This is a genomic window from Salibacterium aidingense DSM 18341, from assembly GCF_000429685.1.
GTDB lineage: Bacteria > Bacillota > Bacilli > Bacillales > Marinococcaceae > Salibacterium > Salibacterium aidingense.
Map to the genome: position 1 here is coordinate 18648 of NZ_AUCI01000003.1, position 20599 is coordinate 39246.

Annotated in this window: 25 protein-coding genes and 1 riboswitch; of the genes, 1 reads left to right on the forward strand and 24 read right to left on the reverse strand. The window is 45.1% G+C overall.

Going from position 1 to position 20599, the window contains the following annotated elements; all coding sequences use genetic code 11:
- Positions 1-42 precede the first annotated feature (42 nt).
- The 24 genes from ribE to G475_RS0104245 all read right to left on the reverse strand — a co-directional run bounded on the left by ribE (position 43) and on the right by G475_RS0104245 (position 19556).
- Complete coding sequence (ribE, locus tag G475_RS0104125; RefSeq protein WP_026700195.1) at positions 43-696, reverse strand: riboflavin synthase; 654 nt, start codon at positions 694-696, stop codon at positions 43-45.
- Positions 697-1788: a bifunctional diaminohydroxyphosphoribosylaminopyrimidine deaminase/5-amino-6-(5-phosphoribosylamino)uracil reductase RibD gene (gene ribD / locus G475_RS0104130; protein ID WP_026700196.1), complete on the reverse strand. Its 1092-nt coding sequence runs from the start codon at positions 1786-1788 to the stop codon at positions 697-699.
- Positions 1789-2012: 224 nt separating this feature from the next.
- Entirely contained in the window at positions 2013-2156 is a 144-nt protein-coding gene (locus G475_RS27080; protein WP_156911621.1) for a hypothetical protein, read from the reverse strand.
- Positions 2129-2264: riboswitch (FMN riboswitch) on the reverse strand. It overlaps the preceding gene by 28 nt.
- A gap of 77 nt (positions 2265-2341) precedes the next feature.
- Positions 2342-2482, reverse strand: coding sequence for a hypothetical protein (locus G475_RS27510; protein WP_169728509.1), 141 nt, complete (start codon positions 2480-2482; stop codon positions 2342-2344).
- 227 nt (positions 2483-2709) lie between these two features.
- A complete protein-coding gene (locus tag G475_RS0104145; protein WP_026700198.1) occupies positions 2710-3144 on the reverse strand; it encodes a peptidylprolyl isomerase in 435 nt (144 codons plus the stop codon).
- Positions 3145-3172: 28 nt separating this feature from the next.
- A complete protein-coding gene (gene lysA / locus G475_RS0104150; protein ID WP_026700199.1) occupies positions 3173-4492 on the reverse strand; it encodes a diaminopimelate decarboxylase in 1320 nt (439 codons plus the stop codon).
- An 86-nt stretch (positions 4493-4578) separates the two neighbouring features.
- A complete protein-coding gene (locus G475_RS0104155; protein WP_084413983.1) occupies positions 4579-6120 on the reverse strand; it encodes a spore germination protein in 1542 nt (513 codons plus the stop codon).
- 27 nt (positions 6121-6147) lie between these two features.
- A complete protein-coding gene (locus tag G475_RS0104160) occupies positions 6148-6570 on the reverse strand; it encodes a stage V sporulation protein AB (protein WP_026700201.1) in 423 nt (140 codons plus the stop codon).
- On the reverse strand, positions 6552-7172 hold the full coding sequence (locus tag G475_RS0104165; RefSeq protein WP_026700202.1) for a stage V sporulation protein AA: 621 nt from the start codon (positions 7170-7172) through the stop codon (positions 6552-6554). Before G475_RS0104165 ends, G475_RS0104160 begins: the two co-directional genes overlap by 19 nt.
- A gap of 66 nt (positions 7173-7238) precedes the next feature.
- The gene (sigF, locus tag G475_RS0104170) at positions 7239-7988 is read right to left on the reverse strand and encodes an RNA polymerase sporulation sigma factor SigF (RefSeq protein ID WP_026700203.1); all 750 of its coding nucleotides are present in this window, start codon (positions 7986-7988) and stop codon (positions 7239-7241) included.
- Positions 7989-7999: 11 nt separating this feature from the next.
- A complete protein-coding gene (spoIIAB, locus tag G475_RS0104175; protein WP_026700204.1) occupies positions 8000-8440 on the reverse strand; it encodes an anti-sigma F factor in 441 nt (146 codons plus the stop codon).
- A gap of 2 nt (positions 8441-8442) precedes the next feature.
- Positions 8443-8793 carry an anti-sigma F factor antagonist gene (spoIIAA, locus tag G475_RS0104180; RefSeq protein ID WP_026700205.1) on the reverse strand — a complete coding sequence of 117 codons (351 nt, stop codon included), beginning with the start codon at positions 8791-8793 and terminating at the stop codon, positions 8443-8445.
- A gap of 113 nt (positions 8794-8906) precedes the next feature.
- Positions 8907-10088: a D-alanyl-D-alanine carboxypeptidase family protein gene (locus tag G475_RS0104185; protein WP_084414012.1), complete on the reverse strand. Its 1182-nt coding sequence runs from the start codon at positions 10086-10088 to the stop codon at positions 8907-8909.
- Between the two features lie 97 nt (positions 10089-10185).
- Complete coding sequence (locus G475_RS0104190) at positions 10186-11484, reverse strand: pyrimidine-nucleoside phosphorylase (RefSeq protein WP_026700207.1); 1299 nt, start codon at positions 11482-11484, stop codon at positions 10186-10188.
- Between the two features lie 21 nt (positions 11485-11505).
- Positions 11506-12339, reverse strand: coding sequence for a purine-nucleoside phosphorylase (locus G475_RS0104195; RefSeq protein WP_026700208.1), 834 nt, complete (start codon positions 12337-12339; stop codon positions 11506-11508).
- Between the two features lies 1 nt (position 12340).
- Positions 12341-13174 (reverse strand): purine-nucleoside phosphorylase, encoded by an 834-nt coding sequence (locus G475_RS0104200; protein WP_026700209.1) that lies wholly within the window; start codon positions 13172-13174, stop codon positions 12341-12343.
- A gap of 6 nt (positions 13175-13180) precedes the next feature.
- Positions 13181-14374 carry a phosphopentomutase gene (deoB, locus tag G475_RS0104205; RefSeq protein WP_026700210.1) on the reverse strand — a complete coding sequence of 398 codons (1194 nt, stop codon included), beginning with the start codon at positions 14372-14374 and terminating at the stop codon, positions 13181-13183.
- A 21-nt stretch (positions 14375-14395) separates the two neighbouring features.
- Positions 14396-15283: a site-specific tyrosine recombinase XerD gene (xerD, locus tag G475_RS0104210; RefSeq protein ID WP_026700211.1), complete on the reverse strand. Its 888-nt coding sequence runs from the start codon at positions 15281-15283 to the stop codon at positions 14396-14398.
- Positions 15284-15315: 32 nt separating this feature from the next.
- Positions 15316-15504 carry a DUF4227 family protein gene (locus tag G475_RS26260; protein WP_051302156.1) on the reverse strand — a complete coding sequence of 63 codons (189 nt, stop codon included), beginning with the start codon at positions 15502-15504 and terminating at the stop codon, positions 15316-15318.
- A gap of 537 nt (positions 15505-16041) precedes the next feature.
- Positions 16042-16527, reverse strand: a complete 486-nt coding sequence (fur, locus tag G475_RS0104225) for a ferric iron uptake transcriptional regulator (RefSeq protein WP_026700213.1) — start codon at positions 16525-16527, stop codon at positions 16042-16044.
- A 114-nt stretch (positions 16528-16641) separates the two neighbouring features.
- Complete coding sequence (spoIIM, locus tag G475_RS0104230) at positions 16642-17280, reverse strand: stage II sporulation protein M (RefSeq protein WP_026700214.1); 639 nt, start codon at positions 17278-17280, stop codon at positions 16642-16644.
- 67 nt (positions 17281-17347) lie between these two features.
- Positions 17348-17887, reverse strand: a complete 540-nt coding sequence (locus tag G475_RS0104235) for an NUDIX hydrolase (protein ID WP_026700215.1) — start codon at positions 17885-17887, stop codon at positions 17348-17350.
- Entirely contained in the window at positions 17874-18965 is a 1092-nt protein-coding gene (locus G475_RS0104240; protein ID WP_026700216.1) for a DUF3866 family protein, read from the reverse strand. Before G475_RS0104240 ends, G475_RS0104235 begins: the two co-directional genes overlap by 14 nt.
- Before the next feature lie 63 nt (positions 18966-19028).
- Positions 19029-19556 (reverse strand): TlpA family protein disulfide reductase, encoded by a 528-nt coding sequence (locus G475_RS0104245; RefSeq protein ID WP_051302161.1) that lies wholly within the window; start codon positions 19554-19556, stop codon positions 19029-19031.
- A 193-nt stretch (positions 19557-19749) separates the two neighbouring features.
- Here G475_RS0104245 and uppP point away from each other — a divergent pair, with 193 nt between their 5' ends.
- Entirely contained in the window at positions 19750-20586 is an 837-nt protein-coding gene (gene uppP, locus G475_RS24205; RefSeq protein WP_035710218.1) for an undecaprenyl-diphosphatase UppP, read from the forward strand.
- The last annotated feature ends 13 nt before the right edge of the window (positions 20587-20599 follow it).

Consider the following 20599-nt stretch of genomic DNA (forward strand, 5'->3'; position numbering starts at 1 on the left):
CCCTTTTATAATAGAAAAGCTGGGTTTATCTTTGCCTCAATGTCAGATAAATCCTTTCTCCTTTAATACCTTTTCATCTATCCCGCTTTCCTGTTTATCGCTTTTTGTTTTCAACAATCGCTCTGTGTATTTCATCAGCACATCCGCTTCTATATTCACCGGATCTCCCGCTGCTTTTTGGCTTATGGTAGTCTCCTGCCACGTATGAGGAATAAGGGAGAGAGTAATCGTATGATGCTCATCATCAACCTGAAAGATGGTCAGGCTGATTCCATCTACTGCTACGGACCCCTTCTCCACCATATAAGGAAGATAATCTTCGGGGATATCAATGGCTACGTAATATGCATTTTCATAGGGCTGAATGGAAGCTATCGTTCCGACAGTATCGACGTGGCCGCTGACAAAATGACCGCCAAATCTCCCTGCAGCCGACATCGCTCTTTCCACATTCACCTGCGATCCTTCCTGCAGGGTTCGCAAACTCGTTGCATTTATTGTTTCCGGCATAACATCGACCGTAAAAGTCTTATCCGTGAAGGATGTCACGGTAAGACAGACGCCGTTTACAGAGATGCTGTCCCCTGTGTTCATATCAGTCATCATACCAGGAGCTTCCAAGGCCATCACCATTGTTTCCAGTCCTTTTTGAAGGTTGTGCACCACGGCTTTTTCTTCAATAATACCTGTGAACATCTATGCTTCCTCCTTTTGTACCGCAGTAATCTTAATATCGCGTCCGAGGGATTCCACAGAACATATATCCAAATCGGGAACCTCAGCTAAAGAAGCGATCCCGCGGCCTTCAGCTGCGGATGGAGCTTCTCTGCCTCCTATCAGTTTCGGAGCAGTATAAGAAATAAATTCCTGAAATAATTTTTTTTCAACAAAACTGCCGTGCACCTCAGCTCCCCCCTCTACAAAAACGGACACCAGACCATGACCCCCCAGTAAACGCAGCACATCTTTTAAATGAATGGATGATTCCGGAAGTTGATGGACGACAGCGCCTGTCTGTTCCAGTTCCAATTTCTTTGCTGGATCGGCTTCAGTTGAACAAATAATCCATACCGGTGCCGCCTGGTCCTGTATCATTTTGGCCTTTACAGGCATTCTCAGGTGATGGTCCAGCACCACTCTCACCGGCTGGATGCCTCCATTGGCAGGGCGTGCTGTCAGAGAAGGATCATCCTGCAGTACGGTTCCGATGCCGGCCATAATCGCATCATGCTGATGACGGAGAAGGTGGGTATCTTCTCTTGCTTCCGGACCGGTTATCCACTGGCTTTGTCCTGCTGCAGTTGCTGTTTTGCCATCAAGAGAAACAGCTGTTTTTAAGGTGACATACGGCAGCCCAGTCTTCATGTAATGAAAAAAATAACGGTTTAACCAGTCTGCCTTCTCCTGCAGAACTCCTGTTGTTACTTCCAAGCCTGCTTCTTCCAGCTTTTTCACGCCCGTTCCACTTACACGGGGATTGGGATCAAGCGTGGCAATGACCGCGCGTTTCACCTTGTTCTCAATAATGGCATCTACACAAGGTGGTGTTTTTCCAACATGGGAACATGGCTCCAGTGTTACATAAATAGTACTATTTTCCGCTTTTGTACCGGCCATTGTGAGCGCATGAATCTCAGCATGTTTCTCTCCAGCCTTTAGATGCGCTCCCATTCCTGCTACTTTTCCATCCTTTACAACAACGGCGCCTACTACTGGGTTGGGAGACGTTTGGCCCGTTGTCGCCTCCGCCATCTCCAAGGCAAGACGCATATATTCTTCATCTGTCATTCTATGATCCTCTTTTCTCTTCCTGATTTAAGTAAGCGCAAAGAATGGCACCACCGCCGCCTCATTCCCTCGATGCGGCTGGTTCCAGCAGGTGTTTTCCCTAAGCTGTTTTGCCGCCTTCTGTGCCCTTTCTTAAGATTAGCCGTGTTCCCAAAAGCCCATAAATCATATTTATTTTATCAAAATAAAAACCCTGGAGAACGGTATACGTCTCCAGGGTTCTGTTACGTGCTCAACAAATAAGCCTTTTCTACAAAGGTATTTATAAAATGCCGGGCAGATACCGTTTCTTTTTTAGACACACCGGTACCTGGGTCATTTTCTTCTTTTTTGAACACGGTTATTCCTTCTCCCATCCAGACTGTCACTGTCGGCTCCGGACTTCCACCGGATCCACCGCCAAAGCGGGTCGCGGACTGAAAAGCATTGGCTTTATCACCGCCGGCTGGGAATTTCACCCGACCCCGAAGTGGTTACAACCTAACCGATGTAACCTAACCGTTTTATTTATTCAATTATATATACTGATTTTATACTTCAACAAAGGAAAACGTCAACTATTTGGCTTGTTGGATTGTTCTTCACATTCAAAACACTGCATCGTTTTATCCTCTTTCACCACGCCGTTTAAGAAACCATCGATACATAAAATCTCTTTCCCGCAGGATTGGCAGTTTCCTACAATTTCTTTCATTGTTCCTCCTCTGCGAAGGTAACCGGCAGCCTGTACTGCCGGTTACTTTTTTATGAGATAAGAAAGTTTAAAGGGGGACGTTATCAAAGGACATGATGCTCTTAGCCGAACCTCCATAAGGATCTTCTACTTAGCCCGCAAACTTCCTCTTCCGGGCCAGGAAACCAGTACCTCCTGGGCGTCGCAGAACTTGTCGCGGCATCTCTACCAGGACACTCGCGCTTTTCTTATTCCTCCCAGACCTTTACCTGCTGCATCACATCTCCCTGGTTGATACGATCGACCGTTCCCATGCCCTCGGTTACCTTTCCAAAAACAGTATGGACCCCATCGAGATGCGGCTGTGGCTCAAACAATATGAAAAACTGACTGCCTCCGGTGTCTTTTCCGGCATGAGCCATAGACAAGTATCCCCGCTCGTTTTTGTATGGGTTTCCTTCCGTTTCACATTTTATCGTATAACCCGGCCCTCCCGTTCCATTTCCTTTCGGGCAGCCGCCCTGCGCTACAAACCCCGGTATGACACGATGAAATGTCAGACCATTATAAAATCCTTCATTTGCCAGACTTTCAAAATTTTCTACCGTTCCCGGAGCCGCATCTGGAAAAAATTCCAACTTGATGGATTCCCCATTTTCAAATTCAATGATTCCTGTTTTCATATTTCTTCCCCTTTTCTTTATTCTATTTTTATACTCTTTCTTTTGACCGAAGCGGTAGATCGTTTTTCAATAAATCTTCCAGCGATTCCCCCTGAACGACCAGATCTGTTCTTCCGTTTTCTACGAATACCACGGGCGGACGGGCGATGCGGTTATAATTGTTTGCCATCGCATATCCGTAAGCGCCTGTACAAAACACCGCCAGAATATCCCCTGATTCGACCGGCGGCAGCGGCAGATTCCATATCAGCATATCTCCACTTTCACAGCACTTGCCTGCCACTGCAAAAAGCTCTTTGTGTTCTTCGTGCGCGCGGTTGGCAAGTACTCCTTCGTATTCCGCATTGTAGAGGGCCGGCCGGATGTTATCTGTCATTCCGCCATCGACAGATATATATTTCCGCACCCCCGGGATATCTTTTTGAGCTCCCACCGTATAAAGTGTCGTGCCGGCATCACCGGTTATGGAGCGGCCAGGTTCGATCCAGATTTCAGGAATATTCATTCCGGCATCTTCCGCTTCTTTTTTCACAGTCAAGATCAGATCTTTCACATAATCCTCCGGAGCAAGCGGCTCATCTCCTTCCACGTAACGGATGCCAAAGCCGCCGCCTGCATTAAAGACCTCAGGAACGAAATTATACTGATGCTGCCACCGTTTAAATACGTTAAACAGTTTCTCCACAGTCAGGACAAAACCATCCGTATCAAAGATTTGGGAACCTATATGGCTGTGTACCCCCCGCAGATTTAGAAACGGATCCTTCTGCAGAGTTTCGACGGCCTGATCCGCCTGACCGCTTTCAAGATCAAATCCAAATTTTGAATCTTCCTGTCCGGTGGAAATGTATTCATGAGTGTGCGCCTCCACTCCGGGGGTTGTCCGGAACAGAACATTCATTGGCTGTTTTTTCGTTTTTACTTTTTCCTGCAGCAGGGATAGCTCGAAAAAGTTATCTACAACGATACAGCCGATGCCAAGATCAAGCGCAAATTCGATTTCCTCCGGACTTTTATTATTCCCGTGAAAATGCACCCTCTCCATGGGAAAGTCAGCCTTTTTCGCTGTCATCATTTCCCCCGCCGATACAACATCAAGGCTCAAGTTAAGCTCTGCTGCGAGCTGCACCATAGCAACACAGCTGAAAGCCTTGCTTGCGTATGCCACTTGGTAAGGTATGCCGGCTTCTTCAAAGGCATTCTGAAATCCTTTCGCCCGTTCCCTAATCAGGGCCACATCATATATATAAACCGGCGTTCCGTAGTCCCGGGCGAGTTTCACTGTGTCTACTCCCCCGATTTCCAGAAGGCCATGTTCATTTATAGTACTCGTTCCGTGTAAATACATGGTTCGTTCTCTCCTTCAATCCGACAATGAATGATTACATTTTAGCATCATTTAAAAAGGAGAAAAAGCAAAATTTATTGGAAGTATTAATCGGTACGCTGCCTGATCGAGTCCTGCGGATTTACGATTCGAGGCCGGCGTCGAATATTTGGCACCGTCGTGCGGACGATGACCTGCCACAACGCCTGGGCGTCAAAGGGAAGAAACGGCCAAAGGTAAGGTTTATTTAAGGAACGAATGGAAGCGAGAAATAAAAATAATGCTGTAGCGGCGATGACAAAACCAGTGGTTTGGAAAGAGACAACAGCTATCAGCAGCACAAAACGGAAAATCTTGATCGCAATGCCTAACTCATAACTCGGTGTTGCAAATGTTCCAATCGAAGCAAGTGCGACATATAGAATGACCTCTGAGGTGAACAGCCCAACTTCTATGGCAATTTCTCCAATCAATAATGCAGCAACCAATCCTAAAGCCGTGGCGAGCGGTGATGGCGTATGGATAGCGGCCATTCTCATTAACTCTATCCCCACTTCTGCAATCACTATCTGCATAAATTCAGACACATTTGAATCTTCACTGGGACCGATGTACTGCAGTTCTTCCGGAAGTAATTGCGGTTCCAGTACGACTAATAACCACAATGGCAGAATTAACATAGAGGCCAGCATCCCAAAAAACCGGATCCAGCGCAAATACGTGCCGATAAAAGGAGCCTGGCGGTATTCCTCCGCATGTTGAACGTGGTGAAAAAAAGTAGTCGGCGTAATGATGACACTTGGAGAGGCATCCACGATTATAGCAATGTGCCCTTCAAATAAATGAACAGCCGTGACATCGGGACGCTCTGTGTAACGTACAAGCGGAAATGGATTGGCCCCCTGGTCGACAATGTATTCTTCCACTACTTTATCCGCCATCGTAAGTCCGTCAATATCAATGGCTTCCAGTTCTTTTTTAACGATATTTACCATGTCCGGATCAGCAATGTCTTCAATATAGGAAATACATATATCTGTCTTTGAACGGACCCCTACTCTCATGATTTCATTACGGAGCCTTTCATCTCTGATCCTTCTTCTCGTCAGTCCGGTATTTTCTATAATGTTTTCTGTATAACCGTCTCTGGCCCCGCGCACCACTTTTTCATTATCCGGCTCTTCCGGACTGCGGCCTGGATAGTTGCGGACATCAACCACAAACGCTTTATCTTCCCCTTCCACCAGGATAAACACAAGTCCGGAGAGCATTTCGGTTATACAGTCTTCCAGGTTATCTTTGTATTCAACCTGCACTTCTGTCAGATGATTTTCGATTGCTTCTCTGACATATGGCGTTTCTCTATCTCTGGCTTCCAGCTTCATAAGCTCTTTTAACAATTCTGTCAGAGCTTCCATATCACATAGACCATTTATAAAATAAATGTGGATTTCTTTTCCCAGCACATGCAGTTTTCTTACCCCGGCATCAAAGCTTACCCCTATGCCTACCCGTTTTTTTATCTTTTCTTCGTTTACTTCAATATCTCTGGAAATATATGTTTTATCTTTTTCCGTAGAAGGTACTCCTTTTTTTTCCGGATTTTGGCCCTGCGGTATGTTTCGTAATTTCCATTTTCCTCGTCGCATCAAGTAAACTCCTTATTTTTTCAAATTTTAAAGAGTAACATAAATGATCCAGTGAAATAATGACCCAATAATTTTTCCAAGTACAATAGCCATGACAAGACTCATTACATTCTTTTCCATCCCGACACGTTTGGCAAGAATGGGAAACACATTCAGTACTTCCGTAAGGGCGGCCGCAAGCATGCCGACAAAGATACCGGCAGCAAGACCTACCGGTATCGTAAAAAAAGCTGGAAACGAAAACTGGAGTGGATGCAGAACAGCTGCCGTTCCAAAAACCGCCCCGCCTATGACAGCTATTTCATATGCCTTTGCTGCTTTTTCGGTATTAGTCAGCTGCACCAGTCTGGGAATAATCCCGAGCACAGAAATAAAAGCTACGAATCCACTGCCTACAGCAAGACCTCCGCTGAGACCGACTATCATCGTAATTAAGACTTCGAAGGCCATTTGGATCCCCGTTCTGCTTCCGTTTCAGCTAAATATTTATCAATTTCCTGTCTATATTGAAACATTTCAATCTCAAGCGGGCTTGGTTCTTCATTGATACGTTTCTTAAATAAATGATTGAAAAATAATATCATGCCAAGACCAAGTCCAAATGAATAAGGAATCTGCAGCAGCAGCGGCTGTTCCAGTTCTTTTCCTGTAATTAACTGATATAATTTCTGATGAACCGTAAGCATGCTGACATCTTCATGAAAGTTCATGATTGCCAGAGCAGCCCCCGTGAACAACAAAAACCAGACAAAAAGAAAGAGAAGAGGGGAAATCATTTTCCTATCTCTGGATACCTCAATCACTGTCTGTTCCCGTCCAAGCAATGTTACGTTCAATTCCGGAAAAGCAGAGTGAATGTGCTGGATCACCGATAAACCATCCACCACCACATGGCTTTTATCCTTCACGCCGATCTGATAGATCGGAAGGGCAAGGACAGACGCCACCTGTTCTTTTTCTCCTTCCAGTCTGGCAACGTCCTTAATATACAGTTGTTCTCCGGGAACTGCCGAATGAGTTGAAAATAACTGCAGATAGATATGGTTTTTCATTTCAACCCTCTCCTTTCGCATAGTATGTACGATTCAAAGGCCCTTCTATACAAAAAAGTCAGTCATCTATTCAGATAACTGACTTTTCATTTTGTCTAATATTCGTTTTTCTAGGCGGGATACTTGAACCTGAGAGATATCAAGGCGTTTTGCTACTTCTGCCTGCGTTTTATCTTTATAATAACGCAGATAGACAATCAGCCGTTCCCGCTCTTCTAATTGTTCCACAATTTCTTTTACAGCGAGCTGATCAAACCATTTGCTATCCCCTTGATCAGCAATTTGATCTATCAACGTAATAGGGTCTCCGTCGTTTTCATAAATGGTTTCATGTAAAGAGGAAAGGGTCCTTGTGGCCTCTGTGGCAAAGACCACTTCTTCTGTCGGCAGGTCCAGGGCCGCTGAAATTTCCTGCAGGGTCGGGATCCTGCCGTACTCCTTCGTTAATTCCTCCTTCTTTTTCCGGACACGATTATTTAATTCTTTCAGAGAACGGCTGACCTTCACCGTTCCGTCGTCCCGGATGAATCGTTGTATTTCGCCGATGATCATTGGAACGGCGTACGTAGAAAACTTCACTTCATATGTTAAATCAAATTTGTCAATCGACTTGATCAAACCAATCACGCCGATTTGAAACAAATCTTCAGGATCGTATCCGCGGTTAATAAACCGCTGGACCACAGACCAGACGAGACGTGTATTTTTATTCACGATCTCATCCCGTGCCTCTTTATTTCCTTGTTGACTGTTTCGAATCAATTCTCTTACTTTGTCATCTTGAAGAGGCTGCTGTTTTTCTAGTTTAACATCCATACAGTATCCCCTTAATTACAAAGTGTTTGACTTCTTGCCAGTCGTTTTCTCAAATAAACCGTCGTCCCGCTGTCCGGTTCTGAGATTATTTCCACTTCGTCCATAAAATTTTCCATTATAGTAAAACCCATACCTGAGCGTTCCAGTTCTGGTTTGCTTGTAAATAACGGCTCCTTGGCTTTATCAATATTGTCAATCCCGACGCCCTCATCCTTAATGGTAACTTCTATCGTATCTGTGTCTATTTTTACTAAAATGGCAATCGTTCCCGACGGGTTTTCGTCATAGCCGTGAATGATAGAATTTGTCACCGCTTCTGATACCACCGTTTTCAGTTCGGTCAATTCATTCATATCCGGGTCCAGTTGGGCAGCAAATGCTCCAACACTGACTCTGGCAAAAGCTTCATTTTCACTAACCGCGGAAAACTCCAGTTTCATCTCATTTTTCATAATTAGGCTACCCCCAATTTACGTAATGCATCCATCTCCCGATTTTCCAGCCGCAGGATTTTAAACAACCCGGAAAGCTCAAAAAGCCTTTTCACCGGTGCCGAAATAGAACAAACGACCATTTCTCCTCCATTTTTACGAACCTGCTTGTACCTTCCTAAAATCACGCCAATTCCGGAACTGTCCATGAATACTAATTCTTCAAGATTTAATACAATATGAAGGGGACGGTTCTGCTCTAAAAACTGTTCGACCTTCGCCCGCAGTTCTCTTGAAGAATGATGATCCAGTTCTCCTTTCAACCTGACACAAAGTACGTCTCCCACTTGTTCAAGGTTTACAGATAAACTCATTATCATTCCCCCATGTATAATATAGATCACGGTGCTATTCTGGTTTCTCCACTTGAGGTGCAGTATCCTTTCCGCTTGACAAAACTAGTGCCGGTTCGGTAAATGTACCGGCATTATGACACTTTTCCTGTCATCCTGAATAATGTGCGTTTGAATAGGGATGGCCAGTCAGCCGGGGCAGCGTCTTTCTTTAGAACCAGCTCCGTTTCTGAAAGTAACTCCTCGTTCTCATAAATTTGTAGGGTGCCCACCAGATCCTCCGCCTTTGCCGGTGCGGTGACCGTTTTTTTCATGTTTACCTTTTGAGTTATATCATCTGCTGATTTCCCTTTAGGCAGAACCACAGCTGCATTTTCAGCCAGTACGGCTTCGACTGTTGTCTCCCGTCCTTTTTCCACCTTCACATCCCCCATTTTTTCCCCTTTTTCAGCTAAAATGTGATAGTCGTGGTTTTGAAAAGCATAATCAAGCAGGGAAGCAGTAAATTGGTTTCTTTCTTTCGGGGTCCCGGCTCCCATCAATACCGTAATGACCCGCATATTGTCTTTTTTAGCTGTTGCTGTCAAATTATATTTGGCTTCATTGGTATACCCTGTTTTCAAACCGTCGACACCATCGTAATGTTTTACGAGTGGATTTGTATTTACCAGCCAGAATTCATTATCTTCTCCCTGTCTTAAATAATCTTCATATTTCCCTGTGTACTCCAACACCTTCTCGTGCTGCAGAAGGGCCTGGCTGATGATGGCTAAATCTTTTGCTGTCGTATAGTGATCGTCCGCCGGAAGCCCGGTGGTGTTTTGAAATTTTGTATGTTTTAAGTTTAATTCCTCCGCTTTTTCATTCATTTTCTTAATAAATTTTTCTTCTGTTCCGGCTATATGTTCTGCCATTGCTACCGAGGCATCATTCCCTGAGGCTATCGCGATCCCTTTCAGCAGTTCATCGACCGTCATCAGTTCTCCTTCTTCAAGAAAAATCTGGGATCCTCCCATCGAGGCTGCTCTTTCGCTGGCACGTACTTCTTCATCCAGTTCAATCTGCCCCTCATCCAGAGCCTCCATTGTTAATAGCAGCGTCATTATTTTTGTCATGCTGGCTGGGGGGAGCTTCTCTTCTTCATTTTTGTGATACAAAACCTGTCCCGTTTCAGCTTCCATGACAAAGGCAGAAAGGGCGTCCTCTGCTAAGTCTTTTCCTTCTTCTTCCTTCGCTATTGCATGATTGCTGATGATAAAAGCTGCAGCACCGAAAATTATGGCAGCCCATATCGTTTTCTTCACCTTTATTTTCATCAATGACAGACACCTCCCAATCGTATATACCTTTATTTTTTCCAAATATTTCAGGGTATATACAAAAAAATCTTCAGGATTTTCATCCTGAAGATTTTTAGATTGCAGCAAATATCAATTCCGGTTTTTCCACTTTTTCTTTTGAGGTGCTGTAGGCCTGAAGGATCATTTCTTCAATGTGCTTCGTATCTTTCTGATTGGCATGCAGTACTGCAAGAGGCTCCCCTTTTTCTACGTAATCTCCGATTTTAGCCTTTAATTCAATCCCAACGGCATGATCAATAATGTCATCCTTTGTAGCACGGCCGGCTCCAAGCATCATAGCGGCTTTTCCGATTTGGGCGGCATGGATGGCGGCTATATACCCGGAGTCTGCTGCAAGAACATCGGTTTGTTGTTCAGCTGTAGATAATAAAGAGGGATGATCGACCGCAGCCGGATCCCCACCCTGGCTTTGGACAAACTGTTTCATTTTTTCCAGCGCAGCGTTATCCTGCATTACTTTCTCCACCAGAGCCCGGCCTTCTTTTTCATCTGATGCTTTGCCTCCCAGTACTGCCATATGAGAAGCAAGGGTCAAGCTCAATTCGTGGAGGTCTTGGGGACCATTGCCCTGGAGGGTTTCAATCGCTTCTTTCACTTCAAGAGCGTTCCCGACAAAGCGCCCTAATGGCTGATCCATATTTGAAATAACAGCCATCGTCTTCCGGTTCAATGAATTTCCTATTTCCACCATGGCGCGGGCCAGGTCTTTTGCTTCTTCCAGTTCGGCCATAAACGCACCTGAGCCCGTTTTTACATCCAGTACGATAGCATCGGCTCCAGCAGCAATTTTTTTACTCATCACGGAACTGGCGATCAGGGGAATGGAATTGACGGTTGCGGTAACATCCCGGAGGGCGTACAGCTTTTTATCAGCAGGTGTCAAGTTTCCGCTTTGCCCTGCCACCGCCAGCTTGTTTTCGTTCACAAGCCGGATGAATTCATCCTGCTCAATTTCAGCCTGAAATCCTTGAAATGATTCCAGCTTATCAATCGTACCACCGGTATGTCCCAGCCCTCTTCCTGACATTTTAGCAACCGGAATATCCAGCGCCGCAACAGTCGGGCCGAGTATCAGCGTCGTTTTATCACCAACTCCGCCTGTGGAATGTTTGTCTACTTTTATGCCCTCTATTTCAGATAAATCCAATTGATCGCCCGATTCAGCCATGGCATAGGTCAAAGCTGCTGCTTCGTCCTGAGTCATCCCCTGAAAGTAGACAGCCATTGCAAATGCAGACGCCTGGTAATCCGGGACATCTCCATTGCTGTATGCATTGACAAACCACCTGATTTCTTCCTCAGCCAGTTCAAGACCGTCTCTTTTTTTTGTAATAATATCAACCATTCGCATCTATTCCACCGTTCCTTTCCATTAGCCCCTGGACGGCATTATCGATAATATCTCTTTCACTAGAGAAATAAAACGAGGTTTTGTTTTTGTAGCTGTGTCCATCACTTCCTCGTGAGAAACCCCCTCGATTTCTTCACCGATTGCCATGTCCGTGATACAGGAGATTCCAAGCACTTCTAAGCCGGCGTGGTTCGCCACAATCACTTCCGGTACCGTGGACATGCCAACAACGTCTCCTCCCAGCCGGCGGAGCATAATCAATTCAGCTGCAGTCATAAAGGTTGGACCGGAGATACCAAGATAAACACCTTTCTGCAGAGAAAAACCAAGACTTTCAGAGGCACGGACGGCTGTTTGCTTTAATTCCGTGTTATACGCCTGGCTCATATCAGGGAAACGCGGTCCTAATGCCTCATCGTTTGGCCCGAGTAATGGATTCGTCCCTGTCTGATTAATGTGATCTTCGATGACCATAAGATCTCCGGGCTGAAAGGAAGGATTCATTCCGCCGCAGGCATTGGTGACAATAAGCGATTCTGCGCCTAATTCTTTCATAACACGTACAGGAAACGTAACTTCCTGCATTGAGTACCCTTCATAGTAATGAAAACGTCCCTGCATTGCAATAACCTGCCTGCCCTGAAGCTCTCCGATGACAAGACGGCCAGCATGCCCTTCCACAGTGGAAACTGGAAAATAAGGAATGGATTCGTAATCGACCCTTACCGCATTCTGAATCTCATCTGCTAAATCTCCGAGGCCGGACCCTAGAATTAGACCGATTGAGGGGCTTGTATCTGTTTGATCCTTTAAATAAGCTGCTGCTTCCCTAACTTTCGCTGCTATATTTTCCATGTTACGCTTCTCCTTTCCCAACCCGGCTGACAATCTCTTTCATCAGCCTAAGAAAATCTTCCCGGACCCTTTCTGTTGTTTCTATCACTTCATCGTGACTTAACGGTTGATTGAGTATGCCAGCCGCCATATTAGACAGGCAGGAAATACCGAGGACATCCATGCCGGCATGGACAGCAGTAATGACTTCCGGAACGGTGGACATCCCCACAGCATCAGCTCCGAGGGTACGAATCATTTTTACTTCTGCCGGTGTTTCATAACTTGGCCCTGTATTTGCAGCATATACTCCCTCCTGCAGCGTTATGTGCAAGGAAGAGGCTGCCATTTTTGCTGTTTCCATCAATTCTTTCGAATAAGCAGACGACATATCTGGGAACCGCGGCCCCAGCCCTTCATCGTTGTGGCCGATCAACGGATTATCCCCAAGCAGATTCAGATGATCCTTGATCAACATTAAGTTGCCGGGGGAAAATGATTCATTTACGCTTCCAGCCGCATTCGTGACGAGCAGCTTTTCTACCCCGACAGCACGCATCACCCGGACAGGAAAAGTCACTTCCTGAAGGCTGTAGCCTTCATAATAATGAAATCTTCCCTGCATCGCTACTACTTTTCGCCCATAGAGCGTTCCTGCCACCAGCTGACCGGCATGTCCTTCTACTGTGGATACCGGAAAACCAGGAAGCTCTTCATACGGAATTTTGACAGCGTCTTCTATCTCTTCAGCCAGCACTCCCAAACCTGATCCCAGGATAAGCCCTATCCGGGGAGGGGCCGATATTTTCTCTCTAACTTTTTCTGCTGCTTCTTCCAAAAGTCGTTTGGTCGTCATCCATTCTCATCCTTTTTCGTTCAGATTATCTAAAAAACTAGTTCCATACTCCGGCATTTTCACCTGAAAATTATCTGCAATCGTAGCTCCGATGTCTGCAAACGTCTGACGGCGTCCCAAATCCCGGCCAGACGTATATTTTTTGCTGTAAACAAGCAGCGGCACCAATTCCCGGGTGTGGTCCGTCCCATGATGTACTGGATCATTTCCGTGATCAGCCGTGATCATCAGCAAGTCATCTTTCTTTAACTGCTGCAGCAATGCAGGCAGTCTTTTATCAAATTCCTCAAGAGCTTCTCCATACCCGTCCGGATCCCGGCGGTGGCCGAATTTAGCATCAAAATCAACCAAATTTAAAAAACTGAGCCCTTGAAAGGATTCCTTTGCCGAAGCAATGATTTTATCCATGCCGTCTGCATTTGATTCGGTCCTGATCATTTTTGTGATCCCTTCACCGTCATAAATATCACTGATTTTCCCGATCGCCAGGCTGTCCAATCCTTTATCCGCCAGTTCATTCATTACGGTGCGGCCGAAGGGTTTCAGGGCGTAGTCATGGCGGTTCGACGTACGCTCAAAGGCTCCTGGTTTTCCAATAAACGGTCTGGCAATAATCCGCCCGATCATGTATGGTGCTTCATACGTCATCTCCCGCGCCTTTTCACAAATATGATGAAGCTCCTCCACCGGTACAATTTCTTCATGCGCGGCTATCTGTAATACCGAGTCCGCCGAAGTGTAAACAATTAACGACCCGGTTTCCATATGTTCCTTCCCCAGTTCTTTAATAATTTCCGTTCCGGAAGCGACCTTATTACCGATGACATTTCGTCCCGCAGCCTGTTCGAGCTTCTGGATCAGCTCCTCTGGAAAACCGTCGGGAAAGGTGCGGAATGGTTCTTTTACATGCAGCCCCATAATCTCCCAGTGGCCTGTCATCGTATCTTTACTGTTAGAGGCCTCCTGCATGATTCCATAATGAGCCCCAGGCTCTCTTATCGGTTTAATCCCCGGTACTTTTTTGATATTACCAAATCCAAGTTTTTCCATATTCGGCATATGAAGCCCATTTCGATGGGCGGCAATATGTCCAATCGTGTCTGCTCCCAAATCATTGTATTCTGCCGCATCAGGCGCTTCGCCAATTCCTACCGAGTCCATCACAATCACAAATATCCGTGTAAACTCTTGTCTTGTCATTTTTTTCTCCTTTCTTTCAGGCTACGCCCTTGGATGGTAATTTAAATAAACATCTTTTAATTTATGGGTGGAGACATGCGTATAAATTTGCGTAGCGGAAATATCTGCGTGTCCAAGCATTTCCTGTACTGCTCTTAAATCCGCCCCGTTTTCAAGAAGGTGGGTCGCAAACGAATGACGAAGCGTGTGGGGGGTTAATTTTTTTTGAATTCCTGCCCGCTCGGCTGCCTCTTTTAATATTTTCCAGAATCCCTGCCTGGACAAACTGGTGCCATGATGATTCACAAATAAAATCTCATGTTTTTTCTTTTTCATTAACTGCGGCCGCGCTCGATGCACATAATTCTCCACCGCTTCTGCCGCCGTCTGCCCTAATGGAATAATTCTTTCTTTATTTCCTTTTCCCAGACAATGGACAAACCCCATCTGTAGATGGATATCTCCGGTTTCAAGACTGCACAGTTCACTCACCCGGAGACCGGTAGCATACATTAATTCAAGCATCGCTTTATTCCGCCGTGCGAAAGAAGTCGTCCCATTAACCGATGTTAACAGAGCTTCTATTTCCGAAGTTGATAAGACGTCCGGCAGTTTCTTGTCTCCCTTTGGAATTTCTATCAATTCAGACGGATCTTTGGAAGAACGCTGATCCCGTAGTAGAAATTGATGGAAGGCCCGGATAGAAGAAATCGTCCTTGCAATGGTGGAAGTGGAACGACCATTTTCTTTTAAATCATATAAAAAAGCTACGATATGTGAACGTTCGATCTCCTGTATTCCCGTAATATTATTCTTCTGCAGATGGTTTAGATAATGCTGCAGATCTCTTTGGTAAGACTGCAGGGTATTGTTCGTCAACCCTTTTTCCACCCGGCAGTAATGTATAAAATCATATAAATCGGTTTTCAACCAATTCCCCGCCTTTTTCCTGTATTAACTAACTAATATGGCATAATGGATTCCTCCGGAGCCTGTACCTGCTTTGCATCTGTTTCTGTCCGTTGCAGGCGCTCGTCCCCATCATAACTTTCACTTAACCACAGAATACCATAATAAAAGGTCAGAAGACACGCTGTGAAAACAATAAAAATTTTAAACGTTTCCAATCCTTGTGACAACCATTTTCTCATTATTACTCTTCCTTTCTTTCAAACTTATAAAACCAGCTTGACAAATCAGGAAGAAAATTATACATGGGAAAGGAGAGACTGCCCGGGGGAACCAGTATTTAGCACCTTAAACAGGAAGCGCAGCTTCGGACATCTGTTCCGTTAAATGGCCGAGAGATCGGCCTGAAGCAGCTTTTTCGGACATATGTGCCGCTATCCGAGCCCTGGACTGCTTTTATGAGGCTGAAAAGGGAAAATAACGGAAAAAATGTCCGATTCCTTCTCCAACATACGAATAATAATAGAAATAGCGGAATAAATGTCCTCCTGCTCCAGTGAAAGAGAGGTTCCGCATCTCTGCAATATTTGGCGTCCGTCTCCAATACGGAACTGCTTTGCACTAAACGCCCATCCAGCCTCCCTGGATGCCCTGCAAATGATAGACAGACTCCCGGTATCCTCGAGCCCAAGGGCGTCATCGGCTCTCCCTTTGCGCGGGCAGCGCCTCAACTTCCTTGTAAAAAATAAAAAACCTCTTCTTTTCGAAAAGGTTTTTTGTTAAGCGTTATTCATCTCTTTGTCTGTATGTTCATCTTTGGTCTTTTCCTTCTCTTGACAGCGGTGGCATACTCCGTGAAACGTCAGACGGTGGTCCTTGATTTTGAAATTCCAGCTGCTTTCTACCACTTTTTCAACGTCTCCCAGCAGATCTTCCTGTATCTCATCCACTGTTCCGCATTCAATACAAACAAGGTGATGATGGAAGTGATCGGCCCCTTCTTTGCGGAGATCATATCTGGAAACGCCGTCTCCAAAGTTAATTTTATCTACGACTTCTAATTCATTCAGTAATTCCAGTGTTCGGTACACCGTAGCCAGTCCGATTTCCGGAGCCTTTTCCTTTACCAGCAGATAAACATCTTCTGCGCTTAGATGATCCTTCTCATTTTCAAGGAGAACCCGGACCGTTGCTTCCCGCTGCGGTGTTAGTTTATAGCTTTGAGAATGAAGCTGTTTTTTTATCCGGTCAATACGCTGCTCCATGATTAACCTCCCCCTGTTACCAACTATAATAAATTATAGTCACGATGGAGAAAGGTGTCAAATGATAATGATAACAAAAATCATTTTATAATTATTATAATCTAAAATAAGTTATCACATAGTCCAGTCAATCACACTTTTTATAATGAGAGGAGAGAGGTATCCTTCGATAGCTGCCGCACCGCAGATGCTGACAAACAGACAAGCAGCGATAATACTGGACTTGGCAATAACAGCAGGAACCGGCGACGTTCTGCTGTGCTTAAACAAATGCTTTATAATGCTTAAAGAAATGCTTATGGACACTACTGCCATGATAATATAAGCAGGAATAATAATAAGGTTCTGCGGTAATATCGACGTGAAGGCAAGGAAAAACCCATCACTTCCCATCTGCTGCACGAGAAATCCAATCGTAAACCCGGAGACGACGCCCTTCAGAAATAGTAAAATCAATATGAAAGGCACTCCCGCCACCGACAATCCAAGAACCCACATAAGAATAAGATACCCCGAATGCTGGGATAAGCTTTGCATAAAAATATGCCTGGGGGCAATATCCGCCCCTTCTCTAAACTGCGTAAAAAACTGCCGGACAAAACCATATAAATCATTTTTTAGGGGCAGGGACAAGCTATTGACGAGAACAGCTCCAAAGATGATGCCCATAAATAATAAAACAATAGAAAACCAGTAAATAGAACGATATTCCATCCAGTGTTTTCGCGCGAGATAAGGTATTGACTCTATCATAGAACGGCCTCCCTGCTAATAGAACATATTACACTTTATGAAGAGGGATGGCGTTCTATTACTTCTATTAATCGAGTCTCTTTAATTTCAAATATTGAACGGCAAACATCGTCTTGGCATCATGAATTCTTTCTTCTTCTATCAGGTCTTCCGCCTCTTCCAGCGACACTTCCATTACCTCTACGAATTCATCATCATCCGTATATGTTTCCCCTTCCTTCAGCTTCCCCGCTTCATATAGATGTATCATCTCGTCAGCAAAACCAGGGGAAGTATAAAAGGACGTTACTTTCGTAAGGCTCTCTGTTTTGTAGCCAGTCTCTTCTTCCAGTTCTCTGGCTGCAGATTGAATCGGCGGCTCCTCTTTTTCCAGCTTCCCGGCCGGTATTTCGATAATTTCCTTTTCCAGCGCTTTACGATATTGTCGTACCATGACGAGCTTGTTTTCTTCCGTTACGGCAATGACGGCTACAGCGCCGGGATGATTAATAATTTCGCGCTTGCTTGTTTTTCCATTAGGCAAAGTCACATCATGAACACTGACATTTACAATATTTCCTTCATAGATAGACTCTTTATGTATCGTTTTTTCCTCAAATTCCATGATGACGCTCCTCCTGTTTTTTCACAGAGAATATCAGCGGGGCAAGAATTCCTTGAATAAATTCCGGGTCATTATCAATTAACGTCCCCATGGAGAATATCTCTGCTTCTCTGTTCTTGTAATGTTCCTGCCAAGACAAAAACCATTGTTCCGTTTCTTGATATAACAGTTCCACATGATCCGCCTTTAGCAGAGGCCGTGCCTGTTCTTTGAGTGTCCAAGCTTTTTCCTTATCCAGGCGGGGCAGGATCAACGTTGAAAAAGCATAGGTGAAATAACATAAAGGCGTAATGGTGTGGTGGCTCAGACCGTAATGCCGCTGTCTTTTTTCCGAGAAAGATAAGCGCGGGATCCACACCGGCATTCCATCAAGGGCGCCGGCAATATTCGCCCATTCCGCGAGAGCCATGCCGCTGAATCCGAAACGCGTTCCTGTACCCACGGTTCCTGGTCCCATTGAAATGATGAGAAGATCAGCGTTTCGTTTCGTTATCAGCCACTGCATGGCGTTTATCAGAGTCACTGCTTCTGCTGTGCCGCCAAACGCCTGCCCCACTGTCACTACATCAATGGTTTCCTTCCGTTTCCATTCATTCATGTGGTCACTAAGACCCGCGGCCAATGAGGATTCATCCGAGAGAATCACTCCTATTCGAAAATCCGGCCTATGCAGGGAGACAGCGCCCAAAAGGACGGGAAGCATGCTGTGTAACTCGGCGAGCAGAACCGGAGCCTGGTGAAGGGAAAAAGGCTGCTCAAAAATGTCATGATCCGGATGTTCCGGGTCATCAATAGAAAATACACTATGTTGAAAAGGGGAGTACCGTGCTTTCATGATATGGCCTTTTCCCTGAACAGTATAATTCTCATGCCGGGTCGATGTGACAAAATCCCATCCGCCTGTGCCCAGATCCAGAGACTGTGCTGTCGTATTCACTTTGACAAATTCTCCTTCAGACACGGGTGGGAAACAGTGCAGATATAAAATCGCGCGGCCGGCTCCTCCATCTGTTTTTAATTTCAGAAATTCCTCTTCTTTTTGCAGAACGGACAGTACCTTTACCATTATCCCGGTATACACATTATATCACCTCGCTATTACTATACGCATGCCCCTTTCTGTTTCATGTGTTTTCTTTTAAAATTATAGTTCACTTTCCACCAATTGTTCCAAGTCATCAAAGCTCACCGGTCCTTCCACTTTTTCCACGATGGTACCGTCCCGGTTGATAATGTAAGTGGTGGGCAGTCTTTGGATGTTGTACAAATCAGCCACTTCTCCTTCCTTATCCACCATCGCCGGAGAACGTTCCATGTTGTATTCCTCTACAAATTGTTCCGGCTCTTCCTGTGTTCTTTCGTACGAATTCATATTTACCGTTAATACGGTTACCCCTTCTTCTCTATAAGCTTCCTGAAATTCCATTAAAGCCGGTATTTCTTCAGTACACGGTTCGCACCAGGAGGCCCACATGTTCATCACAATAACGTTTCCATCGTAGTCGGACAACGAACCGCTTTTCTGATTGTACATTGGCAGTTCATAGTCCGGGGCCGCATTGCCGACATCTGTCCCTACCCTTTGTACGGATATGTTTGCAAACAGAACATAAGCAATAGCAAGCACTGCTGTGCCTATTACCAGCAGCGTGATATATTTTCGATTCAGCATAGCACAGGCCTCCGTTTTCAAGCAGACTTCTCATACTCTATTTTACTAGCATCAACCGCGAATTCCTATCATAGGAATGTGACTGAGAATTGACGATATAAAAACAATATAGATTTTTCTTCCAAGATGCGGCGTGGTTTGCTAAACTAACAAGGGATTATAAACAGAAAAGAAGCACGGGAGGAATCGATGCATGAGTGTGTTCGAAGCGCTGATTTTTGGAATCGTTCAGGGTATCTCTGAGTTTCTGCCAATATCTAGTACCGCCCATATTATTATTGCCCAATTTGTTTTTGGAAAAACCTTTCCCGGCCTCTCCTTTGAGGTTATTCTGCATCTCGGTTCCATCGTGGCTGTTGTTCTTTATTTCCGCCGTGATTGTATTCATTTAACACTTACGTTTTTCCGTTACATGGCCAGGCGTCGTTCCGAGGACCGCCCAGAATTTTTCTTTGCTGTCTATATTATTACTGCTACTTTCATCACAGGTATTCTAGGCCTTTTCCTAGAAGATATATTTGCTGAAACTATGAAAACACCAGGATTTATAGCAGCTGCTCTGGCTTTAACCGGTATTTTTCTAATTTTGATTGAACGGGTACATGAAATAGGAAAACGTACGGAGACGGAAATGACATTTTTAGATGCTGTTATTGTAGGATTGGCGCAGACTCTGGCTGTTTTTCCCGGTATTTCCCGCTCCGGGAGTACTCTTATTGCCGCGTTGTATGCCGGGCTGAACAGGCGCACCGCTGTGCGTTATTCCTTTTTACTCGCTATTCCTGTCATCCTCGGGTCATCCGTTCTGGCCTTTGACGATTTAAACACCGGCAGTCTGGCTGCGCTTGGAGCTTTGCCATTGATGATCGCTTTTATCGCTTCCTTCATCACATCCTGGATCGGCATTGTATGGCTGATCGATTTTCTAAACAAGGGGAGACTGCTGTACTTTGCTCTCTATTGTTTTCTGCTTGCCATCCTGGTTGTCACCATGATTGATAATATTGCGATCACCGCCCTGCAAAAATAAAAAATGACGAAAA

Bases quoted from the DNA above. Each gene is read 5' to 3' on its own strand.
- ribE (WP_026700195.1), bottom strand. From the start codon at position 696: ATGTTCACAGGTATTATTGAAGAAAAAGCCGTGGTGCACAACCTTCAA.
- ribD (WP_026700196.1), bottom strand. From the start codon at position 1,788: ATGACAGATGAAGAATATATGCGTCTTGCCTTGGAGATGGCGGAGGCG.
- G475_RS27510 (WP_169728509.1), bottom strand. From the start codon at position 2,482: ATGAAAGAAATTGTAGGAAACTGCCAATCCTGCGGGAAAGAGATTTTA.
- G475_RS0104145 (WP_026700198.1), bottom strand. From the start codon at position 3,144: ATGAAAACAGGAATCATTGAATTTGAAAATGGGGAATCCATCAAGTTG.
- lysA (WP_026700199.1), bottom strand. From the start codon at position 4,492: ATGTATTTACACGGAACGAGTACTATAAATGAACATGGCCTTCTGGAA.
- G475_RS0104155 (WP_084413983.1), bottom strand. From the start codon at position 6,120: ATGCGACGAGGAAAATGGAAATTACGAAACATACCGCAGGGCCAAAAT.
- G475_RS0104160 (WP_026700201.1), bottom strand. From the start codon at position 6,570: ATGGCCTTCGAAGTCTTAATTACGATGATAGTCGGTCTCAGCGGAGGT.
- G475_RS0104165 (WP_026700202.1), bottom strand. From the start codon at position 7,172: ATGAAAAACCATATCTATCTGCAGTTATTTTCAACTCATTCGGCAGTT.
- sigF (WP_026700203.1), bottom strand. From the start codon at position 7,988: ATGGATGTTAAACTAGAAAAACAGCAGCCTCTTCAAGATGACAAAGTA.
- spoIIAB (WP_026700204.1), bottom strand. From the start codon at position 8,440: ATGAAAAATGAGATGAAACTGGAGTTTTCCGCGGTTAGTGAAAATGAA.
- spoIIAA (WP_026700205.1), bottom strand. From the start codon at position 8,793: ATGAGTTTATCTGTAAACCTTGAACAAGTGGGAGACGTACTTTGTGTC.
- G475_RS0104185 (WP_084414012.1), bottom strand. From the start codon at position 10,088: ATGAAAATAAAGGTGAAGAAAACGATATGGGCTGCCATAATTTTCGGT.
- G475_RS0104190 (WP_026700207.1), bottom strand. From the start codon at position 11,484: ATGCGAATGGTTGATATTATTACAAAAAAAAGAGACGGTCTTGAACTG.
- G475_RS0104195 (WP_026700208.1), bottom strand. From the start codon at position 12,339: ATGGAAAATATAGCAGCGAAAGTTAGGGAAGCAGCAGCTTATTTAAAG.
- G475_RS0104200 (WP_026700209.1), bottom strand. From the start codon at position 13,174: ATGACGACCAAACGACTTTTGGAAGAAGCAGCAGAAAAAGTTAGAGAG.
- deoB (WP_026700210.1), bottom strand. From the start codon at position 14,374: ATGACAAGACAAGAGTTTACACGGATATTTGTGATTGTGATGGACTCG.
- G475_RS26260 (WP_051302156.1), bottom strand. From the start codon at position 15,504: ATGAGAAAATGGTTGTCACAAGGATTGGAAACGTTTAAAATTTTTATT.
- fur (WP_026700213.1), bottom strand. From the start codon at position 16,527: ATGGAGCAGCGTATTGACCGGATAAAAAAACAGCTTCATTCTCAAAGC.
- spoIIM (WP_026700214.1), bottom strand. From the start codon at position 17,280: ATGATAGAGTCAATACCTTATCTCGCGCGAAAACACTGGATGGAATAT.
- G475_RS0104245 (WP_051302161.1), bottom strand. From the start codon at position 19,556: ATGCTGAATCGAAAATATATCACGCTGCTGGTAATAGGCACAGCAGTG.
- uppP (WP_035710218.1), top strand. From the start codon at position 19,750: ATGAGTGTGTTCGAAGCGCTGATTTTTGGAATCGTTCAGGGTATCTCT.